Origin of the sequence: Shewanella sp. BF02_Schw, from assembly GCF_014596695.2 — a bacterium.
Taxonomy (GTDB): domain Bacteria; phylum Pseudomonadota; class Gammaproteobacteria; order Enterobacterales; family Shewanellaceae; genus Shewanella.
This window is the reverse complement of the sequence record NZ_JABKAW020000004.1, coordinates 178,725-202,244: the sequence shown is the minus strand read 5'-3', so window position 1 is coordinate 202,244 and position 23,520 is coordinate 178,725. Positions and strand designations below refer to the sequence as shown.

The 23,520-nt window shown below is 43.5% G+C and carries 22 protein-coding genes; all 22 read left to right on the top strand.

What is annotated here, in order from left to right:
- Nucleotides 1-134 precede the first annotated feature (134 nt).
- The 22 genes from HNW13_RS16190 (at nt 135) to HNW13_RS16085 (ending at nt 23,494) form a co-directional block, all read left to right on the top strand.
- A complete protein-coding gene (locus HNW13_RS16190; RefSeq protein ID WP_157822756.1) occupies nt 135-287 on the top strand; it encodes a hypothetical protein in 153 nt (50 codons plus the stop codon).
- A gap of 582 nt (nt 288-869) precedes the next feature.
- Nucleotides 870-2,525 carry an AMP-binding protein gene (locus HNW13_RS16185; protein WP_101084973.1) on the top strand — a complete coding sequence of 552 codons (1,656 nt, stop codon included), beginning with the start codon at nt 870-872 and terminating at the stop codon, nt 2,523-2,525.
- 140 nt (nt 2,526-2,665) lie between these two features.
- Entirely contained in the window at nt 2,666-3,595 is a 930-nt protein-coding gene (locus tag HNW13_RS16180; RefSeq protein ID WP_101084972.1) for a calcium/sodium antiporter, read from the top strand.
- A 219-nt stretch (nt 3,596-3,814) separates the two neighbouring features.
- Nucleotides 3,815-4,495: a tetratricopeptide repeat protein gene (locus HNW13_RS16175; RefSeq protein WP_192114057.1), complete on the top strand. Its 681-nt coding sequence runs from the start codon at nt 3,815-3,817 to the stop codon at nt 4,493-4,495.
- Nucleotides 4,496-4,572: 77 nt separating this feature from the next.
- Nucleotides 4,573-5,667 carry a histidine kinase gene (locus HNW13_RS16170; RefSeq protein ID WP_192114056.1) on the top strand — a complete coding sequence of 365 codons (1,095 nt, stop codon included), beginning with the start codon at nt 4,573-4,575 and terminating at the stop codon, nt 5,665-5,667.
- Nucleotides 5,664-6,272 carry a response regulator transcription factor gene (locus HNW13_RS16165; RefSeq protein ID WP_192114055.1) on the top strand — a complete coding sequence of 203 codons (609 nt, stop codon included), beginning with the start codon at nt 5,664-5,666 and terminating at the stop codon, nt 6,270-6,272. The genes HNW13_RS16170 and HNW13_RS16165 overlap by 4 nt, the downstream gene beginning before the upstream one ends.
- A 140-nt stretch (nt 6,273-6,412) precedes the next feature.
- Complete coding sequence (gene recG, locus HNW13_RS16160; protein ID WP_192114054.1) at nt 6,413-8,488, top strand: ATP-dependent DNA helicase RecG; 2,076 nt, start codon at nt 6,413-6,415, stop codon at nt 8,486-8,488.
- A 399-nt stretch (nt 8,489-8,887) separates the two neighbouring features.
- Nucleotides 8,888-9,775: a DUF3014 domain-containing protein gene (locus tag HNW13_RS16155; RefSeq protein WP_192114053.1), complete on the top strand. Its 888-nt coding sequence runs from the start codon at nt 8,888-8,890 to the stop codon at nt 9,773-9,775.
- A gap of 248 nt (nt 9,776-10,023) precedes the next feature.
- Nucleotides 10,024-10,803, top strand: a complete 780-nt coding sequence (locus HNW13_RS16150) for a beta-ketoacyl synthase chain length factor (protein ID WP_192114052.1) — start codon at nt 10,024-10,026, stop codon at nt 10,801-10,803.
- Nucleotides 10,796-11,650, top strand: coding sequence for a 1-acyl-sn-glycerol-3-phosphate acyltransferase (locus tag HNW13_RS16145; protein ID WP_192114051.1), 855 nt, complete (start codon nt 10,796-10,798; stop codon nt 11,648-11,650). The genes HNW13_RS16150 and HNW13_RS16145 overlap by 8 nt, the downstream gene beginning before the upstream one ends.
- Before the next feature lie 27 nt (nt 11,651-11,677).
- Nucleotides 11,678-11,932: a phosphopantetheine-binding protein gene (locus HNW13_RS16140; protein WP_101084965.1), complete on the top strand. Its 255-nt coding sequence runs from the start codon at nt 11,678-11,680 to the stop codon at nt 11,930-11,932.
- 8 nt (nt 11,933-11,940) lie between these two features.
- Nucleotides 11,941-12,189: an acyl carrier protein gene (locus HNW13_RS16135; protein WP_101084964.1), complete on the top strand. Its 249-nt coding sequence runs from the start codon at nt 11,941-11,943 to the stop codon at nt 12,187-12,189.
- Complete coding sequence (locus HNW13_RS16130; protein ID WP_192114050.1) at nt 12,189-12,740, top strand: hypothetical protein; 552 nt, start codon at nt 12,189-12,191, stop codon at nt 12,738-12,740. The genes HNW13_RS16135 and HNW13_RS16130 overlap by 1 nt, the downstream gene beginning before the upstream one ends.
- A complete protein-coding gene (locus HNW13_RS16125) occupies nt 12,733-14,100 on the top strand; it encodes an AMP-binding protein (protein WP_192114049.1) in 1,368 nt (455 codons plus the stop codon). Before HNW13_RS16130 ends, HNW13_RS16125 begins: the two co-directional genes overlap by 8 nt.
- Nucleotides 14,093-14,485, top strand: coding sequence for a thioester dehydrase (locus HNW13_RS16120; protein WP_162022126.1), 393 nt, complete (start codon nt 14,093-14,095; stop codon nt 14,483-14,485). Before HNW13_RS16125 ends, HNW13_RS16120 begins: the two co-directional genes overlap by 8 nt.
- The gene (locus HNW13_RS16115) at nt 14,482-16,356 is read left to right on the top strand and encodes a glycosyltransferase family 2 protein (RefSeq protein ID WP_192114048.1); all 1,875 of its coding nucleotides are present in this window, start codon (nt 14,482-14,484) and stop codon (nt 16,354-16,356) included. Before HNW13_RS16120 ends, HNW13_RS16115 begins: the two co-directional genes overlap by 4 nt.
- A 4-nt stretch (nt 16,357-16,360) precedes the next feature.
- On the top strand, nt 16,361-17,923 hold the full coding sequence (locus tag HNW13_RS16110) for an aromatic amino acid ammonia-lyase (RefSeq protein WP_192114047.1): 1,563 nt from the start codon (nt 16,361-16,363) through the stop codon (nt 17,921-17,923).
- A complete protein-coding gene (locus HNW13_RS16105; protein ID WP_101084958.1) occupies nt 17,924-18,355 on the top strand; it encodes an acyl-CoA thioesterase in 432 nt (143 codons plus the stop codon).
- On the top strand, nt 18,355-19,218 hold the full coding sequence (locus HNW13_RS16100) for an outer membrane lipoprotein carrier protein LolA (RefSeq protein ID WP_192114046.1): 864 nt from the start codon (nt 18,355-18,357) through the stop codon (nt 19,216-19,218). Before HNW13_RS16105 ends, HNW13_RS16100 begins: the two co-directional genes overlap by 1 nt.
- Entirely contained in the window at nt 19,218-21,626 is a 2,409-nt protein-coding gene (locus HNW13_RS16095; RefSeq protein WP_192114045.1) for a transporter permease, read from the top strand. Before HNW13_RS16100 ends, HNW13_RS16095 begins: the two co-directional genes overlap by 1 nt.
- Nucleotides 21,616-22,884: an NAD(P)/FAD-dependent oxidoreductase gene (locus tag HNW13_RS16090; RefSeq protein WP_192114044.1), complete on the top strand. Its 1,269-nt coding sequence runs from the start codon at nt 21,616-21,618 to the stop codon at nt 22,882-22,884. Before HNW13_RS16095 ends, HNW13_RS16090 begins: the two co-directional genes overlap by 11 nt.
- Nucleotides 22,874-23,494, top strand: coding sequence for a DUF3261 domain-containing protein (locus HNW13_RS16085; protein ID WP_192114043.1), 621 nt, complete (start codon nt 22,874-22,876; stop codon nt 23,492-23,494). Before HNW13_RS16090 ends, HNW13_RS16085 begins: the two co-directional genes overlap by 11 nt.
- Nucleotides 23,495-23,520 lie beyond the last annotated feature (26 nt).

Genomic DNA, 23,520 nt, shown 5'->3' with positions numbered 1-23,520 from the left:
GCATCTCCTAGCAATTAATTCCTAGCGATTGAATAGCTTAGCTACAAAAACTGACTTTGCTAACACCCAGAAAATGGATTCGTTCATCGCAGTACAAATGATAACACCTTGAAATCAGAAAAATCACCTTAACCGTGTTATGTACTATCAGTTTAACTCAACAGGCCATTGCCGCCGAGACAGTGCCTGATGAAAATACTAAAAAAGAAAATATCGAAACAATTGAAGTAAAAGGCAGTGACATTGCTAACTATATCGCTCAATCAGCTAGCGGCGAATCACGTTAAGATTTAGCCATCTCAGAGATTTTCTCAATCGGTTTCAGTTATAACCGATACGCAATTAAAAGACGTCTAGCGGCAAGAGATTATCTCAGCACTTGCAGGATTATCTTTAGCGAAACAAGCCATTTGTTCAGCGGTTACTCTTACGGGATTTTAGACAGCGTTGATAAACTTTATTTCGGTTTTTCCGGTGGATAATTCACGCGGAGCATTTGGTGTATTGTCAGCTTAATACTAATGACATTGGCTTTTACTGGGCTTTATCAGTACTGGTATCGCCGCAAAAAATAGGTTAAATAGATACAAAATCATCGCTACAAGCATTTAATACTTTAAACAGAAGTGCTCATTCTGATGAAATGTGGCATCAATCAGTTAGTGAATTCAATTTCTGCAACGAATCGTCTATCCGTTTTACTTAGTAGAGTATTTGCTCAATATCTATTGTTTATTCAGTAGATTCTGCTAACGTGTTTATAGTGTTATCTTGCACACATAATGTGCAATTGTTTGCGCCAGCGCACAAAAATGGCCATACTAAATTTATAGAGACCCACAATAACAATAAAGAACATGGAAGCGTCGATGGAAAATTTAATTAAAACTCCTGTTGAGATGTTGTCTCATTGGGTAGATACGCAAGGTGACAAAGTTTACCTTCGCCAGCCGATTGACGGTAAATATGTTGATTTCACATGGCGTGAAGTTCAGCAAAAGATGCAACAAATTGCAGGCTCACTGCGTCATTTAGGTTTAGAACGTGGCGATAAAATTGCTGTATTGTCGAAAAACTGTGCCGAGTGGTTTATTGTCGATTTAGCATTAATGTACGGTGGTTACATTAGTGTGCCTGTTTATCCAACCGCTAATGCCGAAACTATTCGCTATGTACTTGAACATAGCGGCGCTAAAGCCATTTTTACCGGTAAACTCGATCATTGGGCTGAACAAGAAGCTGCTGTTGGCGGTGAAATTCTCCGTTTAGCCATGCCATATGACACCATGCCAGCACAATATCATTGGGATCACTTGTTAAAGCTGGGTCAGCCGCTCGTTGACGAGCCGTTCCCAACTGCAGATCAAGTCATGACCCTGATTTACACCTCAGGTTCAACCGGCAAACCCAAAGGCGCGATTCAAAGCTTTACCAGTTATGGCTGGGCGTGCGAAGCGGTGATTCGTGATTTACAAACCAATACTACTGACCGACTATTATCGTACTTACCGCTAGCACACATTACCGAACGTGTGGCCATTGAAGGCTCGTCATTTTATTCAGGGGCAACGGTTTCTTTTGTAGAAAGCCTCGACTCATTTGTTGATGACATTCAACGCTGTCGCCCAACGGTGTTTTTCTCGGTACCGCGTTTATGGACAGTATTCCAATTAAATATCATCAACAAGATTGGTGAGAAAAAACTCAAAACCTTACTCAAACTGCCCATCATTAGCAGTATTGTTAAGCGTAAAATTAAGAAAGGTTTGGGACTCGACCAATCTCGCTTGAACGGCTCAGGCTCAGCACCCATCCCACCATCATTGATTCAATGGTATTACAGCATTGGCATCGATATTTGTGAAGCGTGGGGAATGACCGAAAACTGTGCTTACTCGATAATTAACTTCCCATTCAACGCCAAGAAGATCGGCACTGTTGGCCGGCCAGTTGAAGGCTGCTTAGTACGTCAAACTGAAGAAGGTGAGTTATTAGTTAAAAGCCCAGGCTTGATGAACGGCTATTACTTACAAGAAGAAGCCACCGCCGCAGCATTTACTGAAGATGGCTTTTTCCACACTGGCGATTTGTGCGAAATTGACGCAGACGGTTACATCGACATTACCGGCCGCGTTAAAGACAATTTCAAAACCTCAAAAGGTAAGTATGTTGCTCCAGTGCCGATTGAACGTAAATTAGCTCAGGACACTCATGTAGATTTAATTTGTGTTATCGGTTCAGGTTTACCACATCCGGTCGCGTTAGTGCAGCTTTCAGAAGGTTCAAAACTTCAGCCTCGCGAAGAAGTAAGAACATCGTTAAAAGAGACTCTCGATGGTGTTAATCCACATTTAGAGTCACACGAACATGTTGATGCCATTATCGTTGTTAATGATGAGTGGACCATTGAGAATGACGTGTTAACCCCGACGTTAAAAATTAAACGTCACGTACTTGAAAAAGCGTTTACCGCCAAAGTAGACGGTGTTCGCGGCGCCAAAGTACGTTGGGAAGACGAGTTGTAATAATCAGCTAACGATTATCTATCTTCAAAAAATACACGCAATATGCGTGTATTTTTTTGACATATTCTGTCAATATACCCGCCATTAACTATGCAGCGTTAACACTATCGTTGTACACCATTTATTAGGCAGAAACTCGAATGTTCATTGCGTTATCCATTATCGGCGGTTTTATTATTTTAACCATTGGCGCTGAAGCACTTGTGCGCGGAGCCAGTGCCGTAGCGCTGCGTTTGGGCATTGCCCCACTTATTATTGGCTTAACCATTGTGGCATTTGGTACCAGCGCCCCTGAATTAGCCGTTAGTGTTAAATCAGCATTAGCAGGTAATCCAGGTATAGCATTAGGTAATGTCGTCGGCTCCAACATTGTCAACATTGGTTTAATTCTAGCTATCACCGCTCTTATTCGCCCTATTACAGTGCAATCTCAAATGGTGAAGCGCGACATCCCTATCATGATTGCCGCTTCAGTATTAATGTGGTTTTTGCTGCTTGATGGTGAAGTGAGCTTTATCGACGGTGCCATTTTATTCAGCGCGCTTGTTGGCTATTTAGTTTTTAGTTATGTTAGTGCCAAAAATAACCCAGAAGATCTGGATGTTGATGCCAGCCCGCAACACCCTGGCTTATCTATCGCATTAATCATTGTTGGTATCGCGATGTTAGTTGGTGGTGGCATATTATTTGTTGATGGTGCCGTCGATTTAGCCAAACAGTTTGGCATTAGCGAAGTCATCATCGGCTTAACCATTGTGGCTATTGGTACCAGTATGCCAGAGCTTGTCACCTCGGTGATGGCAGCTCTTAAAGGTCAAAGTGACATTGCCATCGGTAATGTTGTTGGATCAAATATTTTCAACGTACTCGGTATTTTAGGCGCAACAGCATTAATCCACCCAGTTTCCGCGGCCGGATTTAACGAAATCGATTTTATCGCCATGTTGATCTTCGCCTTCATGGTATTACCGTTTGCTTGGAGTGGCTTACGTATTGGTCGTCGTGAAGGTAGTGTTCTGTTAGCTGGTTACCTTGGCTACACCAGTTACTTGGTGATGCAAGTGGTTTAAGTTAACGACAATATTACTCATACTAAGGCCGAATATTGATTCGGTCTTTTATTAACAAGTTCTGAAACTGCACTCACATTTAAGATGTGCTGCTGAAAATAAATGACATTTGTCATCTTCAATTGATGACCTTTGTGTCTAAGAATATCCTCCGTCTATCGCCATACTACACCTATCCCAACAACATATTGATTGGGGAAAACGTAAATGGAGATAGCCATGAAAACTTTACTACTGATCACCAGCTTAACCTTAGTCAGCCACACTAGCTTTGCTAACATTAGCGATATTGATGCTGCAGCTAACACCATGAATATCACTGAACTGAGTCAATACAGTGAACAAGCTATTGATTATGAAAAAGCCTATGCTGATTATCGCATAGCCATTACAGCCAACATCATCGGCCAACGTCAACTCGCTACAGATTCATTAAACAATGCCCAGCACACATTAGAATCCCTTTTAGTCCAAGATCCATCTGCAGACCAACAAGCTCTACTTGCTGCGGTATACGGAATGCAAATCTCGTTTGATAATAGCAAAGGTGCTGTATTAGGAATGAAAACAGCGCAATTATTGCAACAAGCAAACGATCTCGAACCTAACAATCCGCGAGTCAGCCTAGTGCGAGCAATTAATGCATTTTATACCCCAAGCGTATTTGGTGGCGGCCTCGATAAGTCACAAACATTAGCAACCCAAGCAATTAGTCAATTTGAGCAGCCTTGTAACGAAATCTGTTGGGGACATGCTGAAGCCTATACTTGGCGCGGACTAGCGAAACAGGAACAAGGCGACTTAAAAGGTGCTTTACAAGATTGGCAAACCGCCACTGAGGTTGACCCTCAGTATGGTTGGGCAACATATCTGTTAAACCAACAAACAGTAAAGCAGTAATCGACCAGTTAATTATTACTCGCATAGGTTTTAGTTAGCGCGCAGTTACTCTATGATTAACTGCGCTAGGAGGCACAATGACATCATGTTTATCATCTAATAATGAAAAAAGTTACGAGCAAAAAACCGCTTGGGTTTACCTCATAAACTTAGGTTTTTACTTTATTCCCTTGTATTTCATGGACGGTCAATGGTTAAAGATTACGATTGCGATCGTATTATTAGTGCCCTTTATTATTGGTTATTTCTGGGCTTATAACAGTAGCAAAGAGCAAGCCCTCAAACCCATTGGGTTAATGTTTTTCACAGCAATAGCGTCGTCATTCGTCAGCAGTGGTGCAATATCACTATTCAGTTTTTGCTGCTTCTTTGTTGGTTTTTTCTACTCACTTCGCACTGCTATATTGAGTTTTATCGGACTGAGTATTTTGCTTTTAGTCATCGATATCAGCATGGGTTACTCAGGCTACTTTTTTACTTTTTATGGTATGGGAATTTGCTTAGGTGTCGGAGTTTTTGGTGTGATTGAACAAAATCGCCAACGAATAAAACGCCAGCAACAACAATCAAAAGATGAAGTCGCCAATTTAGCCACCGCATTAGAGCGCGAACGTATTGGCCGCGATTTACATGATGTTATGGGACATCACTTAGCCGCCATCGCCTTAAAAGCAGAACTGGCAGACAAGCTCATTACCTCAGGTAAAATCGACCAAGCGCAGCTGCAAATTCATCAAGTTAGCGTGATAACTCGAGACTGTTTAAGCCAAATTCGCCACACGGTATCGGGTTATAAACATCAAGGGTTAACCCAAACGTTAAACACCTTAGCCAACACGTTAAGAGATAACGCTATTGCTGTCAGCATAGAAGGCACATTCCCTAAACTCAGTGAACTCATGGAATCGCAAATCAGCTTGCTACTAACTGAGTTGATTAATAACACCATAAAACACAGCCAAGCGACACATTGCACCTTGTGTATTGAAACAAGCCAAGACTGGCTCAAACTCAACTTTATCGAGAATGTGCCGGTTAAAATCATCACCAAAGGCAACGGATTAACAGGCATTCAAGAGCGAGTAAGCTTGCTACATGGCACAATCGACTATCAATTAATTCCCCATTATAAAGTGAGTATCCAATTGCCACTAAGTGAGCCCGTTAGATGAAAATTCTATTAGCCGAAGATCAAGCGATGGTAAGAGGCGCCCTCGCCGCGTTGCTCACATTAGCGTGTGATAGCTTAAATGAAATAGAGATTGTCGAAGTCGAAGACGGCGATAAAGCGATGCAACAACTTAAAACAGATTCATTTGACCTGTTACTCACCGACATTGAAATGCCTGGAAAATCAGGTTTAGAGCTGAGCCAATGGTTACAACAACAGCGCAGCCAGACCAAAGTGATTATTTTGACCACCTTTGGCCGAGCAGGTTATATCAAACGCGCATTAGAATACGGTGTCGGTGGTTTTTTATTAAAAGACGCTCCGTCTGATGACTTAATTAATGCGATTAAACAAGTGATGGCGGGTAAACGGGTTATTGATCCAGAATTAGCTTTTACCGCTATTGGTGAAATAGACCCTCTCAACGACAAAGAAAGACGTGCATTGCGCCTGGCAAGCGAAGGCTTATCAACCAGCGATATTGCCAGTCAGTTGTTTATTGCAGAAGGCACAGTACGAAACTATTTATCGGAAGCCATCAGCAAACTCAATGCCAATAACCGAATTGATGCCGCCAGAATCGCCAAGCAAAAGGGTTGGTTGTAATTAACGGCTTAATATTGCCTTGTATTCAAAGTCTGCTAAGATACCTTAAACATCTGTATATAATTACAGTGATTCGAGATTGATAGCTTGAAATCACTATGGTTTTTACATCTTTGATAATCAATTTAGGTGAGCACAATTTGCTACGACTGGATCTTGTTCCGATCACCGACCTTAAAGGCGTTGCTAAAAAGGTTGCGGAAAAACTGGCTAAGTTAGGTATTAAAACAGTACAAGATGTACTGTTTCATTTACCGCTGCGTTATGAAGACCGTACGCAAATCCATCCTATTGCCGCATTACCTCCTGGCAGTTATGGCACCATCGAAGCAGAAATTCAGTCGACTCAAATCATGCAAGGTCGGCGGCGCATGTTAGTGTGTAATGTCCGTGATCACAGCGGAATGATGAGCCTACGGTTTTTTAATTTCTCGATGGCGCAACGTAACGCCATGGAAAATGGTGCCAGCATTCGGGCTTACGGTGAAATACGCCGCGGCAATCATCATAAAGAAATTGTTCACCCAGAATATCAAATTATTCATCCTGGTGAATCGGTCACATTAAGCGACACGCTGACGCCTATTTACCCGACAACTGAAGGGCTAAAACAAGCCAGTTGGATAAAATTGACAGAGCAAGCCTTAGCGATGTTAGACCAGGGTGGATTACCCGAATTACTTCCCAGTGGATTACAACCAAACAATATTAGCCTGCGTGATGCACTGCATATTTTGCACCGTCCCCATAGCTCGGTGTCTCCTTTTGAATTAGAGCAAGGTCAACATCCTGCACAGCAAAGATTAATCCAAGAAGAACTGCTGGCTCATAATTTGAGCATGTTGCAACTACGCCAGCGCAGTAATCAAGATGCCGCAGTGCCAATGCCTGCTACCGGGCAATTGTTAAGCCCTTTTTTAGCGCAACTACCCTTTAAGCCAACGGGAGCACAACAAAGAGTTGTCGCCGAAATCAACCAAGATCTTCAGCACCCAACCCCCATGATGCGTTTAGTTCAAGGTGACGTAGGTTCAGGTAAAACCTTGGTGGCGGCACTGGCGGCATTACAAGCAATTGAAAACGGTTACCAAGTAGCCATGATGGCCCCTACTGAATTATTGGCTGAACAGCACGCAGCTAATTTTGCAACTTGGTTTGAACCACTTGGGCTAAAAATCGGCTGGCTGGCGGGTAAACTCAAAGGTAAAGCCAGAACACAATCCCTTGAAGATATTGCCTCTGGTGCGGCACAAATGGTCATCGGTACTCATGCGATATTTCAACAAGCGGTGGTGTTTAACAAGCTGGCATTGATCATTATTGACGAACAACATCGTTTTGGGGTTCATCAACGCTTAGGATTACGAGAAAAAGGCGTCAGCCAAGGTTTTCATCCACACCAGCTAATCATGACAGCCACTCCGATCCCACGAACTTTAGCCATGACAGCTTATGCAGATTTAGACACCTCAGTAATTGACGAGCTTCCTCCAGGACGCACCCCTGTGACAACGGTTGCGATTGCCGATAGCCGTCGTGAGCAAGTGATTGAGCGAGTCAAACAAGCTGCATTACACGATAATCGCCAAGCTTATTGGGTATGTACGTTAATTGAAGAATCTGAGGTGCTTGAATGCCAAGCCGCAGAAGACACCGCAGCTGAACTCACCATTGCACTACCTGAGCTCAAAATTGGCTTAATCCATGGCCGAATGAAAAGTGCTGAAAAGCAGGCGATTATGGCGCAATTTAAAGCGGGTGAGTTGAACTTATTAGTCGCGACTACCGTCATAGAAGTCGGTGTAGATGTAGCCAATGCCAGTTTAATGATTATCGAAAACCCTGAACGATTAGGCCTAGCACAGTTGCACCAGTTAAGAGGCCGAGTAGGCCGAGGTGCTATTGCTAGCCATTGTGTATTACTTTATAAAGCGCCACTGTCACAAACCGCCACTAAACGTTTAGGTGTGCTGCGCAGCAGTAATGATGGCTTTGTAATTGCTCAAAAAGACTTAGAAATTCGAGGGCCAGGTGAAGTGCTTGGCACCAAACAAACCGGTTTGGCAGATCTTAAAATAGCTGATCTAATACGTGATCAACATTTAATTGCCCCAACCCAAAAATTGGCATCACACGTTTACCAGCAAGTGCCTCAAAACGTAGATGCTATCATTCAACGCTGGATAGGTGATAGACAGCAATATGTCCAAGCTTAAATAGATCTTAATATATTGTTCATTATCATCAGTTATCACTAGACAAGTCTGCTGAATATTGCAGAATGGTATACTAATCGTATTCGTTATCTGGTCGTGCAGCGGGAATTCAAATGGCTGTAATCAGGCGAAGGTTTGAAAGCATAGCCATTTTACGTTGAAAGGCTGCAACGCAGAGTTAAGTAATTAGAAACCCGTCCTTCGGAAGCGTTTCAAGCATTCAAGTACTGCGTTGCATTAACTTAAAAGGGAACAACCATTCCTATATTAATACGCCTTGAATTGAAAAGCTTGAGACGCTCTGAACGGTTAAGATAACTGATGTGATTGATATTATGCAGTATTTTTCGACTCCACCAAGATATTTATATCGATTAGCAATAACCCCAAGGAATTGAAATGCAAGTTAATGAAGAAGACCGAATTACCCCACAAGCCGCTGAGAAACCAGGGTCTAACATGCTATTAATCGCTATCGCGGTAATCGCCCTGTTAGGCGCGAGCAGTTATTTCTATTTTACCAGTGATGACACTGAAGAATTTGAACCGGTTGTTATCACTCCAGTTGAGCTGCCAGAGTCAGTTCCAGAGACACCAATAGAACAAACGTCTATTGAAGAACCGCAAAACATTACCACCACAGATGATGTAGTACCCACAGGAGACTCTGAAACATCTTCGGAAGCTGTAGTTGCAGAACCACTTCCTGCATTAGCTGAGTCTGATGATTTTGTTGAAGCAAAAACATTAGCTATAGCCAACGGTATGAAAATAGCGCCGATGATCTTGAAAAAAGATATTGCCCGCCAATTTGTGGTGTTTGTTGATAACCTAGCCCAAGGCGATATTGTGCGTAAAGCTAGCCCGTTAAAAGGCCCTGACACGCAATTTACCGTGAGTGAAATAACCAACAAAACATATCTTAATCCAGACGGTTATCATCGCTATGATTTGTATGCTAATTTTATAGCAGGCTTGAGTGAAAAAGACTTAGTGACTACTTACACTGAGTTAAAACCACTATTTGCCGAAGCCTTTACTGAACTCGGTTACAGTGATATTGATTTTGATAAGCGTATGCAACAGGCTTTTAGCATGATTGCTAGCGCGCCCATTATTGAAGACCCTATTGAGTTATCGTCAATCAGTGTTAACTATAAATATGTCGATCCAAACCTTGAAGCATTACCTAATGCTCAAAAATTGTTGATCCGTATGGGGCCAGACAACACGCGAAAAATTAAAGAAGCTGTCAAAAAATTGCAACAAAGCTTTGCGAACAAATAGGCTTTTACATCAAGCGGTAAAGCTATTTTAGTAAGCTATCTGTTATCAGCGCGACGGTTACCGTCGCGCTTTTTTATTTAATGGTCACTTTGTTGAATTAACAATCAGCTATTAGGCTTTTTCGTCCACACAGCTTCTTATCTACATTAACTTAGGTGTACAATTAGCAAGGTTAACGAATATTCATTATTACATAATTATTGTTAACACTTAGAAAAGGATAGCCAAGCCGTTATAGAGGGAATGTAGTGCATTTAGAATTTGAGCTTCTATCATGGGGCGCATGGTCGCCGGACTTTCAGACACCTGAGAGTTGGCTACAATGGCAGCAGCCTAACAGCAACCCGTCACCTAAGTCTGACTCGCCAGCATTGAAGCATATTCCTGCTATGCAACGTCGTCGCTTTAGTCGCTTAACCAAAATGATGCTTACGGCGGCATACCAATGCCAACCACAGAATAATTGCCGCAGTATTTTTTCATCTCGCCATGGAGAGCTCACGCGCACCTTGGGCTTGCTCAAAGATATCACTCAAAAACAGGCGTTATCGCCAATGGCTTTTAGCCAATCCGTGCACAATACTGCCAGTGGAATTTTTGGTATTGTTAATAACAATACCGCTTCGTCTACATCGATTGCCGCTGGAGAACAAACTCTCACTCAAGCACTCATTGAAGCCTACGCGCAATTAGCGCAATCGCCACAACCAGTATTAGTTGTTTTTGGTGATGATCCGGTTCCACCGGTATACAGTGAGTTTACTCACGAAATCGAGCTGCCCCTGGCCTTAGGTTTGTACCTCGCGCCATTCAATAGCTGTGCCCAACAAGCTAAAAAACAGCTTGCAGACATCGTTTTACAACCTGCATCAGCTCAGCGAATAACCCTTAGCGTATCTGATCATCCGCTCGACAATCACAACCAAAACAACATCAGCTTGAGCGAATTGATCCACCATATTGCCAACAAAAAAAATATCCAAGGTAAATTGTGCCATTGGTATTGGTCACTCGAACATCATGACTAATCAACAACATACAGCACAAGCTGCTGACACTATTGAGCAAAAAAAAGCCTCAGCCCCAAAACTCAGCGGTTTACGTTATATACCTCGCTGGATTGGTGGTGTGTGTTGTTATATTGCTTTTGGTTTAGGCGGCTTGTTGAGTTCATTAACTATTTTACCGCTATTACGATTTTGGCCGGGCGAGAAAACAGTGCGCGTAGCTCGGTCCCAAAAAGCCGTCAGCTGGATGTTTAAAGCATTTGTTGCCATGCTCAGTTTTGCTGGAGTGATAGCTGTGAGCACCAAAAATATTGAGGCACTACAGCAAACAAAAGGGAAAGTGGTCATCGCTAATCATCCGACATTAGTGGACGTGGTGGTATTGATTAGTCTTATGCCGAATGCGGGCTGTATTGTAAAACAAAGCTTATGGCGTAATCCGTTTATTCGCGGCGTGCTCGCCAGCGCTGGTTACATCCCTAATCGTGGCGCCGATTGGCTATTACATGACTGCCAACAAGTGCTGCGCACCGATACTAATCTGATTATTTTCCCCGAGGGTACCCGAACATTAACCGGTAATATTGTTAACTCCTTTGCGCGTGGCGCCGCCAATATTGCCTTGCGCACTAAAACCGATATTTTACCCGTAGTGTTACGTACTGATGTTGCAGGCTTAACTAAGCAACAATCTTGGTACCAAATTCCACGGCAAACCATCAATATGTCAGTAGAAATTGGCACAAGCATGTCATACCTGCTGTATGATGCTAAACAAGGTAATGAAGCCAAAATGGCTCGACAGCTGACGCGCGACTTACAGCAATTTTACCTTGATACACTTAAACAGCCTATCAAGTCACATTGATAGCCATACTTATAAGAAAGACAAAAAATGAACTTACACAATCAAATAAAACAACTGATCATTGATTGCTTAGATCTAGAAGATGTCACTGTCGATGATATAGAAACCGATGCGGCCTTATTTGGCGAAGGTCTGGGCTTAGACTCGATCGACGCACTTGAATTAGGCTTAGCAATTAAGAAAGAGTTTGATGTCAAAATTGAAGCCAACTCTGATGCGACTAAAGCACACTTTTTCAGTGTTGCTAGCTTAGCTAGCTTTATTGAATCTCAACGTGTTTAGGAGTCAGCATGCAAAATCGTGAACAAATCCTTGAGATGCTAAGTGGCATTTTAATTGATGAATTTGAAATAGAGGCAGCAGATATCACGCTTGAAGCTTCTTTGTATGAAGATCTAGATTTAGACAGCATTGATGCGGTAGATTTGGTGATTAAATTGCAACAGCTGACGGGTAAAAAAATTCAGCCAGAAGCATTTAAAACCGTGCGCACAGTCAATGATGTCGTTGATGCCATAGAAGGCTTAATAAAAAGCTAATGCGGTTAATCCTGCAGATTATTACGACCTTGGTGATTATTGCTTACCCTATTGCGGTGTACTTTGGTTTGCAGTATTTACCACCAGGCACAATCGCTTTGCTGCTGTGTTTGTTATTATTGCTACGGTTTATGGTCACTAAGCAGCAAGTAAAATCCATGACATTGCCAATACTGGTGGGCATAGGATTAACCGCGGCCAGTTTCATTACTCAACGTAACGACTGGTTACTGTTTTATCCGGTGATGATAAATCTGAGCATGTTGGGATTATTCAGTTATTCACTGATTAATGGTCCAAGCATGATTGAGCGCTTGGCACGTTTAAAAGAGCCGGATTTACCAGACTCAGCTATACCTTACTTACAAACCATCACTAAACTTTGGTGTGGGTTATTTGTTGTTAATGGTGCTGTGGCTGCCTATACCGCCATAGCAACAAGCATTGAAATATGGACGCTTTACAACGGACTGATCGCATACCTGCTTATGGGGTTGCTGCTCAGTGGTGAATGGATTTATCGTCGCTTTTGGTTGAAAAAACATGAATAAGCTTTTACTCAATTGGTTATCAACAGGACCTGCCACGCAGCAGTTAATCAGCTTTGACCATCATGACATCATGACGGGATCGTTGTTTTGCGCGCAAGTGGCCCACTTACATGCTCAGCTGATTCAAAGTGATGCTCAGCGCTGGCTGCTTGCTGCAAAGCACAGTGACTTATTTGCCGCTGGTTTATGCGCAGCCTTGTTAGCCGGTAAACAAGTGATATTGCCTGCCAACACCCAAAGCGGCACCTTGAGTGAGCTCAACCATGAGTTTGATGCCATTATTGCCGACACGCCGTTATGTGAGGTGCGTGAGTATATCGCGCTCAAAAAAGAACTCAGTTTACCCGCAGCAACTTGGCCTAAAACCAAGTCATTAGGTGAATTAGTGTTATTCACCTCGGGCAGTAGCGGCCTGCCTAAAGCGATCAAAAAAACACTGCAACAACTGGATGCAGAAGTCAGTATTCTTGAGCAAACATTTGCCGAGCATTTGCCTCATTGTTCAGTGGTATCGACGGTTTCACATCAGCATATCTATGGTTTATTGTTTAAAATTTTGTGGCCTTTGGCCGCAAGCCGAGCATTCTTAAGTGAACAAATCGACTTTCCAGAAACCTTAAGCTACTACTTGGCCATCATGCCAAATTTGTGTTTAATCAGTAGTCCAGCTCAATTGACCCGCTTACCTGATGCACTAGATAATCAAAAACAACAACGTATCCCAAGCTTAATTTTCAGCTCTGGTGGTCCGTTAAACTTTGATGCAGCCCAGGCAGTTAAACAATGCTTTAATCAATTACCTATTGAAATATTTGGCAGCACTGAAACGGGCGGTATTGGATATCGACGCCAACAGCAACCCATGCAACCATGGCAAGCATTTACCCAAGTGAATGTCGATATGGACCCGCAAGATGGCGCGCTGATGCTGCAGTCTGTTTATTTAGACAATCCAACTCAATGGTTAAAATGTGATGACAAAATTGAACTGTTAGATGATGGCCAGTTCCGTTTATTGCATCGCCTTGACCGCATTGTAAAAATTGAAGAAAAACGCTTATCGTTAGCGCAAGTGGAGCATTTACTGCAAACTCATCCTTTTGTCAGCGAAGCGGCCGTCACGGTTTTAGAACAACCGCGTACCATGTTAGGTGCTGCAGTCTGTTTAAGTGAATTAGGCCAGCAAACACTCAAAGCGGAAGGGAAATTAGCGGTTAATAATGCCTTAAAAAACCATTTATTGAGCCAGTTTGAGCGCATCACCCTACCACGACGCTGGCGTTACCCGGCACACTTGCCACTCAACAGCCAAGGCAAGCGTACCCAAGCAGAAATTGTCGCTTTATTTAGTCATGATTAAGTCAGAATTACCGCATATTGTTAGCCATGAAGGCGGTAACAATCTCTATCAATGGCGTTTATTTGTCAGTGCAGATTTAGCCTTTTTCGATGGCCATTTTCCTCAGCAAGCCGTATTACCAGGTGTCACCCAATTAGATTGGGCGGTCAAACTTGGCTGTGAGGCGTTTGGTTATTCAGCCCAAGTGGCCACATTAGAAGTGCTTAAATTCCAGCAGCTCATTTTGCCCGACACCTATGTTGATTTGGTCATTGAACATCAGCCTCAAAAAGCAAAACTGATCTTTAGCTATCGGGATCAAGATAAACGGTTTGCCTCTGGCCGTATTGTGCTTAAGCCAGCAGTAGTGACTACTGCGCCGACAGTCAATGAGATCGCCTCATGAAACTAGCCTTGGTTATTCCCAATTACAATCATCATATTGCCATTGAACAAACCTTAACTGACTTGGCAAAATTCAATCTGCCTTGTTATTTGGTTGATGATGGTAGCCAAGATGAAACCCGTTATATTTTACAAGCCATGGCAGAAAAATTTAGCTGGGTAACGCTCATTAACCATCCTTTTAATCGTGGTAAAGGTGCGGCAGTAACCAGCGGCCTACGCCAAGCTTACCGCGATGGTTTTAGCCATGTATTACAAGTTGATGCTGATGGACAACATAATTTAGACGATATCCCGTTAATGATATCGACTGCAGAACAACAGCCACAAGCATTAATATCTGGCCAACCGATTTATGATGACTCGGTGCCTAAAGGACGTTTATACGGGCGTTACATCACCCATTTTTGGGTATGGGTTGAAACCTTAAGTCTCGACATTCAAGATTCTATGTGTGGCTTTCGGGTTTATCCATTAGAGGCAACCGAGCAGTTATTAAGCCAACAAGCTCTGGGTGAGAGGATGGACTTTGATATTGAAATCATGGTCAAACTGCACTGGCAAGGCACTCCAGTGGTTCATGTGCCGACCAAAGTCATCTACCCAGAAGACGGTATTAGCCACTTTCAAGGCTTGCAAGACAATGTACGCATTAGCTGGATGCACACTAAGTTATTTTTTGCTATGTTGACTCGTTTGCCACAAATTCTGAATAAAAAAAGCCCGCATCAGCATTGGTCATCAATGGGAGAGCGTGGCAGTTATTGGGGCATAAAATTACTGGCAGAATGCTATAGATTAGGCGGCCACTGGTTGTGCCGAGCCATTATGTATCCGGTGATTGGTTATTTTTTTCTAACCGGTGCTTCTGCTCGTCACGCGTCGATGAATTTTCTTACCCGAGTGCAGCAACAAGTTCCAGATCATCCAGATTTACATCAACCCACCCATTGGCGCGACAGTCTAAATCACTTTATTGCTTTTGGTAATGCTGCTCTAGATAGAATTGATGCTTGGTGCGATCGTATCAAACTCAATCAAGTCGATTTTAACGATCGTCATATTCTGGCAAACCAAGTGGCTTCCGGTCGAGGAGCCGTACTAATTGTGTCGCATTTAGGTAATTTAGAGTTATGCCGTGCGATTTCAATCCACCAGCAGAAAGTAAAAGTCAACGTTATGGTATTGACTCAACACGCCGAAAACTTTAACAAAGTATTACAACAGCTAAACCCACAAAGTAGCCTTAATCTTATTCATGTTAATGAACTTGATCCCAGTACTTCTATGCTGTTACAGCAAAAAATTGATATGGGCGAAATAGTGGTTATTGCAGCCGACCGCACCTCATCAAACAGCCAAGGTCGGGTGGTTTACCTCCCATTTCTCGGTCATGAAGCGCCGTTTCCGCAAGGACCATTTATTCTTGCTAGCTTGTTAAATTGTCCGGTTTACACCATGTTTTGCATTCGCCAACAAGGCCGTTATAAAGTACATGTCGAACACTTAAGTGATAGTTTAAAAGGCCCGCGAGCAGGGCGCATTGCACGCTTAACTGATGCAATGAAATTGTACAGCCAACGCTTAGAGTACTTTGCCAAACAGGCACCATTGCAGTGGTTTAATTTTTACGATTTTTGGCATAAAGACGAATTGATTGATCGTCCGCTGTCGCGCCCCGCTAGTGCTGTCAATACGGGTACAGCACCTAATACTAGTAGTGCACCTAATACTGGTAGTGCACTTAATACTGGTAGTGCACTTAATACTGGTAGTGCACTTAATACTGGTAGTGCACTTAATACAAGTGCTGCGTCAAATACAAATACTGCACCCGCTAACAGCACCACTTCACCTAGTCAGGATAACTAATTCAATGAGCAACACTTCTTCACCGTCATCATCTGCCGAAAAAACGGTGCATTTAGGCCAAAGCTACCTGAGCCTTGAACAAGTGGTCGCAGTCGCCAAAGGCGCAACGGTCAAACTAGCGGATGCTGCAGACTATGTTGAATATATTCAAAAAGGTGCCCGTTTCATCGACAGTTTGCTGCATGAAGAAGGCGTAGTATATGGCGTCACCACAGGTTACGGCGACTCCTGCACAGTCAATGTCAGCTTAGACTTAGTCCATGAATTACCACTGCATTTAACCCGTTTTCATGGTTGTGGTTTAGGTGATGTATTCAGCCCAATGCAAGCCCGCGCGATTATGGCTTGCCGCTTAAACTCATTGGCGGTGGGTAAGTCAGGTGTCAGTTATCTGCTACTGCAGCGCATTGAATGGCTACTCAATAATGATATTACCCCGGTAATTCCTCAAGAAGGTTCGGTTGGCGCCAGCGGCGATTTAACCCCGCTATCTTATCTTGCCGCAGTACTTGTTGGCGAACGTGAGGTGATATACCAAGGTAAACGCCAAGCGACCAAAGATGTTTATCTGAAATTCGGTATGATGCCATTAACCCTGCGCCCTAAAGAAGGCCTCGCGTTAATGAATGGCACCGCGGTGATGACAGCACTCGCCTGTTTAGCCTATGACAGATCGCAGTACTTAACTCGCTTATCAAGCCGTATTACTGCCATGGCATCGTTAACGCTTAAAGGCAACACAAATCATTTTGATGAAATTTTGTTTGCCGCCAAACCCCACCCAGGACAAAACCAGATTGCCAGTTGGATCCGCGAAGACTTAAATCATCATGCGCATCCACGTAATTCTGACCGCTTACAAGACCGCTATTCTATACGCTGTGCACCGCACATCATTGGCGTACTGCAAGATGCTTTGCCCTTTATGCGTCAGTTTATTGAAACCGAACTCAATAGCGCTAACGACAACCCAATTGTCGATGCCGAGGGTGAACATATCCTCCATGGCGGTCACTTTTATGGCGGCCACATTGCCTTTGCCATGGATGCTATGAAAAATGCAGTGGCCAATATCGCCGATTTAATTGATCGTCAAATGGCTTTAGTTATGGACCCTAAATTCAACAATGGCTTACCGGCTAATTTATCTGCTGCAGAAGGCCAACGTCGCGCCATTAACCATGGTTTTAAAGCGGTACAAATCGGTGTTTCAGCTTGGACTGCTGAAGCATTAAAAAATACCATGCCTGCCAGTGTGTTTTCACGCTCAACTGAATGCCACAATCAAGACAAAGTGAGCATGGGCACTATTGCCGCTCGCGACTGCATGCGAATATTACAACTGACTGAACAAGTCGCTGCCGCCGCATTACTGGCCATGAGCCAAGGTATTCAGCTGCGGGTGATACAGAAAGAATTAGACCCTAATTCGCTAACACCTTCACTTGCCACCACACTGGCTCAAGTCAGTGAAGATTTTGAACTGCTTACCGAAGACCGTCCATTAGAAGCAGTACTACGCCAAACAGTAGACAAAATTCAACTGGGTCTATGGGAGGTGTGTTAAATGAAAGGTTTATTACTCACAGAAATGGAAATGGTGATCCCGTTTCACGATGTCGACTCGATGGGCATTACTTGGCACGGTAATTACTTACGCTATTTTGAGGTTGTGCGTTGTCAATTACTGGATAAACTCGGTTATAACTATCGCACTATGCAAGAGTCCGGTTATGCATGGCCCATTGTCGATGTGCAAATTAAGTACGTTAAAAGCAGCACCTTTGACCAAAAAATCAAGGTTATCGCCACCATTGTTGAATGGGAAAACCGCTTACGTATTAACTATCAAATTGTTGATGCCGACACCAACTCGCGCATCACCAAGGGCTATACCATCCAAGCCGCAGTTGAGATTGCTACCCAAGAATTATGCTTTGTTACTCCAGAAGTGTTTCAGCAAAAAATTCGCCCATTACTCGATGCGAGCCAAGTGTAATGAGTGCCCGCAGCAGAGTATTTTTGAGCCTATTTACTGGCATATTTATTAGTGTATTGGCGCGAGTAAGCAGCATCATTATGTTGTGTTGCCTGTGTATTGCGGCCACCTCAGCTAACGAACGTCCACCAGCAAGCAATAATCAAACACTTACTCCAGAGCTGACACAGCCAAAGCCTCAAGCTCTGACCAAAGATCAATTAGCAGATATTCAGACTCTGTATACTCAACCAGCCAGCACTGAAGCCCTCAGTGCGCTAGCGCAGCAACTGAATCTACAACTTGATATTCGTGGGCAGTTTGTTCAACTACGCCATTTACAGGTGCTTATAAAGCCCTTACTCAGCCAAGGACAGTTTATATTTAGTCCAACGCAAGGATTGGTATGGCAGCAGCAACGTCCTTTCAAAACCTTGATGGTGCTTAAAGATCAGCAGTTGATCCAACAAAACAGCCAAGGCAAAATTCAACACTTTAGTGCTGGGGCTAATGGCAACCCGATTGCACAGCAATTACCGCGTTTATTACAAGCCATTATGGCGGGCGATATTGATGCCTTAAGTGCCGATTTCAACTTATTTATGCCTGCTGCTCAATCAGTAATTCAGCCCGTAATTCAGCCTGCAACTAAGCCTGAAAATAGGTCATGGCAACTGGGCTTACAAGCTAAAGACCCACAAGTGCAATCGTCTATGGGTAACATTACCCTCAGCGGCGATACCCTTATACGTTCATTAATCATGACCAGTAACCAAGCGGATATTAGCGACTATACTCAAATTCAATTTACCCTGACCCAACAAGGGCCGCTGAGTGAAACTGAGCTGGCACTTTTTAGTCTTGGCAATGAGTCCGCTAAATAATGCAGCCAATATCGCTAACCGCGTTGTTATCTCCTATTGGGCGTTTTGTCTTATGGGTATTATTGCTACTGACAATGTTAGTCACTGGCTTAATACAATGGCAACAGGGCGCGCATATTCAAACTGATATTTTGGCGATGTTGCCGCATTTACAACAAGACAAACTCACTGAAACAGCATTAAACAGAGTTGAACAGCAACTCGCTAACCAAGTGTATATTGCAATAAAAGCCGATGACGACAACCAAGCTATCAGTGCCGCACAGCAACTGATGGATGCACTAGATAAACAGCCACAACAGCCCTTTATTCACATTCGTAGCGGCGCGGATGATCATCTGCAAGACTTAGCTAAAGTGTATTTCGAACATCGCTTTACCCTACTCACCGCCGAGCAAGCTAAAGCGATTGAAACAGATAATTGGCGCCAACTGCTTAACGCGGCCCAAAATCAACTTTATAGCGCATTTGGTTTTGCCAACAGCCAGCTGCTCAGCAATGATCCGTTACTGATGTTTCCAGCCAACTTACTGGCGTTATCACCTAATAGTGCGCTGCGTAGCCAACAAGACATTTTACTCACCGATACTACCAATGGTGTGGCTGCGATTGTCATGGCCAAAGGGCGCGACAGTGCTTTTAGCCCGACCGCTCAGCAACAGCAAATTCAAGCATTAGATGCTGCATTTAGCCAAGTGACTCTGCATGTCCCCGATGTCAGTTTCCTTAAAGCTGGTGCGCTTTTTCATGCGATTGCCGCCACCGAATCAGCCAAACAAGAAATCAGTCGAATTGGCTTAATTTCCATGTTGGGGATCATCTTATTAGTCTGGTTGGCCTTTCGGTCGATTATGCCGTTATTTGCCGCACTACTGACGTTAACCACTGGGGTGGTGTTTGCGTTTGTCGCCACCTTAAGTATTTTCGGTGAGTTGCACTTACTCACATTAGTGTTTGGCACCAGCTTAATTGGCGTCGCCATTGATTACAGCTTTCACTTTTATTGTGAAAAACAAGCTCACCCTAATAACAACGCCAGTGACACTTTAAAGCAGATTTTTCCGGCGCTCACTCTCGCACTTGCTACCAGTGCCAGTGCCTTTATCGCCATTGGCTTTACCCCATTTCCGGGAATGCAACAAGTGGCCGTCTTTTGTGCTGCTGGGTTAATTGGTGCATACCTAACGTTATTATTGGTGTTTCCATTACTGGGTAACCATGCGCTTAAACCGACGCCAGGATTAACCCTTGCCCAAGGTTATTTGGGGCTATTACAACGTATTTTCACACCGAATAAATTGTGGCAAAAAATAGCTATAGCGGCTTTGCTCATTGGTTTGGCAACAATATTGTTTTTCGGTTTGTCACAAACGGATTCTAACGATGATATTCGTCAGCTACAGCAAAGCCCTGAAGCCATCACCACCGAAGAGAACCAACTACGGCAACTGCTCAGCGGCGGCACCGATAACCAATTTATTTTAGTCAGTGGTCCCAATGAACAAGCTTTATTACAAACGTTAGAGCAACTGACACCAGTACTGGATAAAGCCATAACTGATGCTGAGTTAGACCAAGCTATCAGTCTCAGCCGCTTTATGCCCAGCATTGCCAAACAACAACAACACTATCAGTTACAGCAACAGCTTTATGGGCAACATTTAGACGAAATCATCAGTGAAATGGGCCTTGATGACAGCATAAGCACCAGTATGATGGCACAACTTAATCACGCCGAATCACAATGGTTAACCCCAACCATGGTGCTAGCCAAAGCTAATGATGATTTACAGACGTTATGGCTTGGCGCGATCACAACAACCGATCAAACCCAGCAATTTGGCGCCATAGTATTACTCGGTGGCATCCACTCATTAGCCTCTCTTGAACAACGATTGACTGAGCATGAATGGCCTTTAGGGCAAGTTCGGTTAATCGATAAGGTCGGTGATATATCCCATTTAATGGGCAAGTATCGCCAACTAACATTACAGCTATTGATGTGGGTATTTGCTTTAGCCAGCCTACTGTTTAGCATTAAATACGGTATTAAGTTGGCATTCGCTATCGTCGCTGTCCCCGCTTTATCAGTACTGCTCACGCTAGCTTGTTTAGGGCTTGTCGGCTCGAGCATTAGCTTGTTTCACGCCTTAGCGCTTATTTTGGTGTTAGGCATTGGTATCGATTACAGCCTATTTTTTGCCGAGGCCAAGCACACCAGTCGCGGAGTGATGATGGCAATCTTTATGTCAGCCTGTTCAACACTATTAGCTTTTGGTTTACTGGCGCTGAGTCAAACCCATGCTATTCACTTTTTCGGTTTAACGCTTCTTTTTGGGATCAGTTTTTCATTTTTACTGGCACCGTTTATTTCATTTATTACTAGGAAAACTGTAAATGCCATCTAGTCATTCACATACAGTCAGCAACATGGACGTTGACGTTGCCATCATTGGTGCAGGCCCTTCTGGCGCCATTGCCGCAAGCCTTTTACGCCAACAAGGTCATCAGGTTGTTGTTATTGAAAAACAGCATTTTCCACGTTTTTCGATTGGCGAAAGTTTACTGCCTTGTTGTATGCAATTTCTCGAACAAGCAGGCATGCTGGACGCCGTTAATCAGGCTGGATTTCAATTTAAAAATGGCGCAGCATTTCAACACCTAGGGCGATACACCACCTTCGACTTTACCGATAAATTTACACCAGGCCCTGGGACTACGTTTCAAGTTCAACGGGCGGATTTTGATAAACTTCTAGCCGACACAGCTATCAGCCAAGGGGTTGAGATCCGTTTTGGTCATCAAGTTGATGCGATTGATTTGACTCATAATCCTCGCTTAACGGTAACGAATGACCGAGGTGCACAATATCAAGTGAATGCTAAATTTGTGCTCGATGCTAGTGGTTTTGGCCGAGTATTACCGCGATTACTGAATTTAGAACAACCATCAAATTTACCGCCACGCAGCGCCATTTTCACCCATATTGAAGACAACATTAGCGATCCCCATTTTGATCGTAATAAGATCTTAATCAGTGTTCATCCTCAACATAAGGATATCTGGTACTGGTTAATCCCTTTTAGCAATAACCGTTGCTCAATTGGCGTGGTGGCTGAGCCACATTTACTCGAGCATTTATCCGGTAGCCTTGAACAACAATTGTTAGCGGTGATTAATGAAGAGCCTGAGCTACAGCAGTTGCTGAGTAATGCCAATATTGTTCAGCCTTGTGCCACGCTCAAAGGTTATTCGGCTAATGTCACCACCTTAGCAACCAATCAGTTTGCTTTACTGGGTAATGCTGGCGAGTTCCTTGACCCAGTATTTTCATCAGGGGTGACAATTGCCATGCAGTCAGCATCAATGGCGGTTGCCAGTTTGAATAAACAACTTAATGGCCAAACAGTTGATTGGGATAGCGAATACTCTGCGCCATTAATGCAAGGAGTTAACACCTTTAGAACCTATGTCCAAGCTTGGTATGACGGACGCTTTCAAGATGTCATTTTCTATCAACAAGCTGACAACAAGATTAAACAAATGATCTGCTCAATTTTAGCAGGCTACGCTTGGGACATGAGCAACCCGTTTGTAAAAGAGTCCGAACGACGCCTCAATACCATTGTTGAATTATGTCAGGAGCCAAAGCCCAATGTTGCTTAATCTGCTGGGACGTTCTGCGGGGATTATATTGCTTCGCGTGGTGGCGCTATTACAGCTAAGCCTATTAAGTGCTTGCAGCCAACAAATCGAGCGGCAAACTTGTGTCCCACTCGCCAGTGAAGCACAATATTGCCTAAGCTCAGCCTCTGCGCTGTTAACAACGTCACCGCAGCAAGATATCAGCTTAAGCCAAATGGTCAGCTTTACCCATGGGCAAGAAAATCATGAGTTATTAACCCAGCTGGAGCTTAATTCACTACAGATGACGTTAGTGGGATTAGCGCCACTTGGGCAAGCATTATTCACGTTAGTATACGATGGCCAAACCCTGCAAAGTCAGCAAAGTCTGTTATTAGGTGAGCAATTTAAAGCAGAGTATTTAATGGCAATAATGCAGTTAATTTACTGGCCAACGGAGCAAGTTAATCAACATTTAACCGGCGGTGAATTAGTCACTATGGCATGTGATATGCCGTTATGTAAGCAACTTATCGATGCCAGTGGTGCCTTAATCACGATAACGTATAGCGATATCGACCCGTGGTTAGCGCAAGTGAATGTAGACATCGACGCCGCCGATATTCATATGCAAATAAACCCAATTGACTAACTAATTGACTAACTAATTAACTAACT